Annotated in this window: 5 protein-coding genes; all 5 read left to right on the plus strand. The window is 32.6% G+C overall.

The genetic code is table 11. The features are described 5' to 3' along the window. Positions 1-370 precede the first annotated feature (370 nt). Positions 371-1,450, plus strand: coding sequence for a right-handed parallel beta-helix repeat-containing protein (locus JCM15579_RS15380; RefSeq protein WP_054721355.1), 1,080 nt, complete (start codon positions 371-373; stop codon positions 1,448-1,450). Positions 1,451-1,807: 357 nt separating this feature from the next. Beyond that, positions 1,808-3,025, plus strand: a complete 1,218-nt coding sequence (locus JCM15579_RS15385) for a sulfatase-like hydrolase/transferase (protein ID WP_054721358.1) — start codon at positions 1,808-1,810, stop codon at positions 3,023-3,025. A 494-nt stretch (positions 3,026-3,519) separates the two neighbouring features. Continuing rightward, entirely contained in the window at positions 3,520-4,746 is a 1,227-nt protein-coding gene (locus tag JCM15579_RS15390) for a DegT/DnrJ/EryC1/StrS family aminotransferase (RefSeq protein WP_245625936.1), read from the plus strand. Then, positions 4,710-5,300 carry an acyltransferase gene (locus tag JCM15579_RS15395; protein WP_054721360.1) on the plus strand — a complete coding sequence of 197 codons (591 nt, stop codon included), beginning with the start codon at positions 4,710-4,712 and terminating at the stop codon, positions 5,298-5,300. Before JCM15579_RS15390 ends, JCM15579_RS15395 begins: the two co-directional genes overlap by 37 nt. 12 nt (positions 5,301-5,312) lie before the next feature. Continuing rightward, on the plus strand, positions 5,313-6,000 hold a 688-nt coding region (locus JCM15579_RS15400; protein WP_054721362.1), incomplete at its 3' end, for a Gfo/Idh/MocA family protein.

Genomic DNA, 6,000 nt, shown 5'->3' on the forward strand with positions numbered 1-6,000 from the left:
ACAGAAATCTCTAAATGAATCGTGAAGTTGAATAACGTCTAATAAAATACAAATGACAAAAATAAAGAAGAGGGAATTATCATTTATTGAATTCTTTAAAACTTGTTTCCCAAATAAAAAGATACCCAAAATAAGAAGCAACAATAATGGTGCTTATCAATCTCAAATTGAGTTGTTTTTTAACATTCTACACATTTGGGCAAAATCTAAACCAGCATAAATAATTTGGTACAATACAACAAAATTTGTGCTCTAATCGAAAGGATATTGGAGCTAATATTTTTGAATTGTGATCTAAACTAATCGTTTGGAAAAGGATTGTATTGTGAAAAATTTAAATAAAAAATAAACTATCTTAATAACAATTTTCATGAGAGTAGAGAGAAAAGTGATTGCGATTATAATGATATTAAGTATGTGGTGTTCTTTTGCAAGTTGTGATGACGAGTTTGTAGAAGATCAAAATCCAACAGAGGAGGTTGATACAAATGAAGATGTGAATAATGGCGATGATAGTACTGGAGATAATACCAGTGAAGAAGGTAACACCGAAGAAGGTAATAGTAGTGATGATACTTCAAAAGATGGTAACAGAACTACAATTGAAAATAAAGTGTTTAATGAAACTTTGATTATTGATGGCCATGAAAATGATAGTTTGCTAATAAGGAACTGTACCTTCGAAAATATTGATGATATTGCACTTGTTATTAAAACTGTGGATGAGCTTATAATACGTGATTGTATCTTCAGAAATTTAAATTCACATGCCATATTCCTGCAAGCAGGTCAAAATTCAAATAATATTACGATTGAAGGAAATGAAATTTACGATGTTGCAGGTATAGGAATATTTGCCGGTGAAGGTCATACTAATACAAAGTGTATCAATAATAAAATACACGATGTTGCTTTTGTTGATGTAGAAGGACATACTCCCCATGGAATATATTTATGTGGTAAAAATTTCCTTATAGAAGATAATACAATATTTAATTGTGGGTCATTAGATGGTAAAGGGTTAGGTATCAGTGTGCGATCGTATGGCACAATCTCAAAAAATAAAATATATAATGGACGAGCTAGTGGTATAGCTTTCTCTAGCGATCATCCTGCATTTAATGGTACCTTACTAATAGAGAATAATGTAATATTTGATAATTATGAGAATGCAATTACTCTTTATTTATCGAATGAAGATTCTCCCTTAGGTAATATAACGGTTCGTTTTAATACTATGTTATCAGATAATAAACCTGTTGTTTATGCAAACTCATGGAAGTCGCTATCTAGTGAATTAGTGTCTTACGGAAATATCCTAATTAGAACAGATGGAGATGATACTTATATTGACTCTTCCAGTTCTAATTCCATTTTCAAGAAATGCAAAACTTATATAGTAGTAAAGACATCGGTTTTATTGATTTTGATGCGAGAAACTTTCATTTGAAATCAAATGCTGAGGCATTGAATTTTGCGACAGGAATTAATGATTTTCCGGAATTTGATAAGGAAAACAACAGAAGGAATTCATCAGGTTTAGATGCTGGTGCTTACGAATACAAATAAGAAAATCTTAAAATATAATAAAGAGGCTATTTCAGTATTGATATAGCCTCTTTTTTTCTACATTACTTTCATTTGTTAATAAGTAGCACTTTCAAATTGATATTTGCTTTATAAAGAATTTGTTCTGAACTTGTATAGAGGTAATACTTGTAATTGTACTGATAAACCAACTTACATATCGGTTACCTTGATTAATTCTCCTTGTGGTGATGTGATATTATTATAAACAGGTTCTCTTATGAAGGAAAAAATTCTTCTCATTTCTAAAGATACACTAAGAACAGCAGCTTTAGGTTGTTATGGCGGCCAAATATGGAAAACCAGCAATATTGATGAGTTAGCAGAAAAGGGAACCGTTTTCCGAAGACACTATACTGCAGCAGCCACTTCTGCAATGTCCTATTCTTCAATGTTTACAGGTAAATATTGCCACGAAATGGACCGTAAAAAATTTACTGAAGTAGAACATTATAAAGGAGACTCCTTGTTTAGAATATTGGAAGATCGTGGATATGCTTGTCATATTTTTTGGGGAGAAAGCTGGTCTCGGAATGTAATTCCTTATACAAAAATTTATGGAGATAAAACCTGCTTTCATAATTTGGATATAGAACAAAGAGTTGGAGCAGAACCTATTAAAAAAGTAAGTAAAAAAGATAAAACTGTTAAAGATACTGTTAATCGAATTGTAGAGGAGGTTCTAAAAGTAAAAGAGGAGAAAGCCTTTTTGTGGATTCATTTTCCTCATGTTTTATTTGGTGCATCATGTTATGATTCTGATATTGATATGTTTGATTTTTTTGTTGGCGAAATGCGTAAATATTATAATGATGATTCTATTTACATTACATCAGATCATGGGCATATGAACATGTCTAAAGGCGTACCGGTTTACGGTTTTCATTTGTATGAAGAGGGAGTACATGTACCTTTAATAACTCCTAGAATTGATGGTATGAATACTATAGATTTTCCAACAAGTCATACTCAATTAATGGAAATTATTCTGGATAATAAGATTTCAAAGCAAGAATGTATATTTATTGATACTCAATATTATTTGCAAGAAAACCGAAAGTTGGCTGTAATTAAAAACAACTTTAAGTATATCTACAACAAAAGAACAAAGTCAGAAGAGCTTTATGATTTGGAATTTGATATCCAGGAAAATGTTAACCTTCTTCAGAAGCAAGTTGAAGAAAAAGGCCGCGGTAAAATATATTGGCTGGATGAAATCTATTTTTACAATAAATGGAGTATTATTCCAAGTATCTATAAGGAATTAAGAGCAAAGAAAGATGAAATTTGGAAAGAAGGTAGTTTTTTCGAAGAGTTATTATATAAGATCAACTTTAAAAGAAAATACTTCATTAATAAAATCAAGAATAAAAAAATTCTATCCAAACTAAAAGGAATTTCAAACTCAAATCCACATATTTCAAAATACCAAAGATAAATAGAACATCGATTTCTCTGGAAAAACTTGTATTTGTTTAAGTTTTCTTATGGAGCTATATGTGTATTTTATGTAGCTAATCTGATGATTTATAAAAGTTTCTTCTAAAAAAATGAAATATAATAACTCAATCTTGACTTTTATTTAAAATGGTAGGAAATTGTATTACTTATGAAATTCAGAACGCAAGAAAATCTGGATCACTGAGTATTGAAATTGAGATTTTCATTCCTCAAAAATTAGAATTATTACTTTACCATGAATGTTAATAACAATTTCAATAATACTATTTTAAGTTTCTTTCTAGAAAGAAGCAAATTCATCCTATTTTACAATTAAATGGGATTGAGGAAACGAAGTATTGCCCAAATTTTCCTCAAATAGAGAAAACCCTTTCATCTCCCTTAAAACTTCCTGAAATTTAATCTTTAGTTCACCAATCTGTGATATGGTGTTGCAATACTGTGCTCAAAATTTTACAAATATAGATTCAGATGAAAAGACAAATTCTGATGGTTGACCTGAAAGGGCAGTACGACAGATTACGAAATGAGATTGATCCTGCGATAAATAGTGTACTGCAATCTGGGAAGTTTATAAATGGCCCGGACGTTGAAAGTTTTGCAGAAGAATTGGCTACCTGGATTGGAGTTAAGCATGTGATTCCTTGTGCAAATGGGACTGATGCATTGCAATTGGCCATTATGGCTCTTGAATTACCAGCAGATTCCGAGATAATTGTTCCATCATTTACCTATGCAGCAACAGTTGAAGTAATTTCCCTACTTGGGTTTAAACCTGTATTTGTGGATGTAAACCCACACACTTTTACTATTGATTTGCATGATCTGCGAAGACAAATAAATCCCAAAACAAAATTAATTATTCCTGTACATTTATTTGGACAATGCGCCGAAATGGAAGAGATCCTCCTAATTGCCAATAGATACAACTTAAGAATAGTGGAAGATACTGCTCAGGCAATTGGTGCTGACTATTTTTTCTCTGACAAAAGATCAGTTAAGGCAGGAACGATAGGAGATATTGGAACCACCTCATTTTTTCCATCCAAAAACCTGGGGTGTTATGGAGATGGGGGAGCCTTATTCACGAACGATGATGAATTGGCTGCTCGCATTAAAATGATGGCTAATCATGGCCAGAAACAAAAATATTATCATGATATAATAGGTTGTAATTCAAGATTAGATAGTATACAGGCGGCTATTTTAAGAGTTAAGCTACAACACTTGAATGAATTCACCGAGAAAAGAAAAGCGGTGGCTCAATTTTATCGAGATAAACTAAAGGGTGTAAGAGGAATATCAACTCCAATATGTTCGAGAAATTCGACACATGTTTACAATCAGTTTACCTTAAAAATAGATTTAAGTGACAGGTTCAATATTAACAATGTAAGAAATTGCCTGCAGTTGGAATTGAAAAACCGAGGAATTCCTACCATGATATATTATCCTGTTCCTAATCACCTTCAGAAAGCATATTATTCTGATCAATATCCTAAAGGCAGCATACCAATGTCAGAGAAGTTGAGCGAAAGGGTATTGTCTCTTCCTATTCATACTGAAATGAATAGAATTGAGTTGAAATATATTACAGACTCAATTGAGGAAATTATGGATAAAATGTTGTCAATGGTTACTGCTACAAAAAGAGATTCACGATGGAAACAGACTATTTTGCACACGAATCAGCTGTAATAGATGATAATTGCAGCATTGGTGTGGGAACAAAAATCTGGCACTTTTGTCATATTATGAGTGGATGTACAATTGGTGCAGATTGTAATCTTGGACAAAATGTGTTGGTTTCAACAGGTGTTGTTTTAGGGAGAAATGTAAAAGTTCAAAACAATGTCTCAATTTATACCGGTGTGATTTGTGAAGATGATGTTTTTCTTGGTCCTTCAATGGTTTTTACCAACGTAATCAACCCCAGATCAGCGGTGATACGAAAAGACGAATATAAAGAAACCATGGTTCGAAAAGGGGCAAGCATTGGTGCAAATGCTACCATATTATGTGGAAATGAAATTGGTAAATATGCTTTTGTTGGAGCTGGTGCTGTTGTTACAAAACCAGTAAAAGATTATGCCTTGGTTGTTGGAAATCCATCGAAGCAAATTGGATGGGTAAGTGAATTTGGACACAGGTTATATTTTAATGACAGTGGCGTTGCAATTTGTAAAGAAACTGGTGATGAATATCTAATTCAGGATCAGGTGGTTTGTAAGAAGAATGGTGCGATTGATTAAAGATCTATGATGATGGAAACAAAGAGAAAGATTAAGTTTGGGATTGTTGGTTTGGGGCATATAGGAAAACGACATCTGGAAATGATTCGGTGTAACAGAGATGCTGAAATAGTTGCTTGTTGTGACTTATTGCCTTTGGAAGAGCTGGAACTATTTATCCCCGGAATTCCATTTTATCGGGATTATGGAAAAATGCTACGTCAACATAAAGAGATGGATGTGCTAAACATTTGTGTTCCTAATGGATTGCATGCAGAAATTACGATTGAGGCACTGAATATGGGATTTCATGTAGTTTGTGAAAAACCTATGGCTTTAAGTAAGTCTGAAGCGGAGAAAATGCTATACAAATCACTTGAAGTTTCTAGACATATTTTTGTTGTGAAACAAAATCGTTACTCTCCTCCCGCAATGTGGCTAAAAGAAATCATTAATCAGGAACTGTTAGGGAAAATCCATATGGTTCAAATGTCATGTTTTTGGAACAGGGATGAAAGATATTATCAACCCAATTCATGGAGAGGAACACAGCATGAGGATGGAGGTACTTTGTTTACTCAGTTCTCTCACTTTATAGATATCATGTATTGGTTATTCGGTGATATCAAAAATGTAAAGGGAATATTTAAAGATTTTAAGCATGAAGAATTAACGGATTTTGAGGATTCAGGAGTAGTGAGTTTTGAATTTGTGAATGGAG

Source organism: Marinifilum fragile JCM 15579, assembly GCF_001310955.1.
Lineage (GTDB): Bacteria > Bacteroidota > Bacteroidia > Bacteroidales > Marinifilaceae > Marinifilum > Marinifilum fragile.

What these genes read in the sequence shown, in the direction of transcription:
- JCM15579_RS15390 (WP_245625936.1), top strand. Translation starts at nt 3,520, where the DNA reads ATGAAAAGACAAATTCTGATGGTTGACCTGAAAGGGCAGTACGACAGA.
- JCM15579_RS15385 (WP_054721358.1), top strand. Translation starts at nt 1,808, where the DNA reads ATGAAGGAAAAAATTCTTCTCATTTCTAAAGATACACTAAGAACAGCA.
- JCM15579_RS15380 (WP_054721355.1), top strand. Translation starts at nt 371, where the DNA reads ATGAGAGTAGAGAGAAAAGTGATTGCGATTATAATGATATTAAGTATG.
- JCM15579_RS15395 (WP_054721360.1), top strand. Translation starts at nt 4,710, where the DNA reads ATGGAAACAGACTATTTTGCACACGAATCAGCTGTAATAGATGATAAT.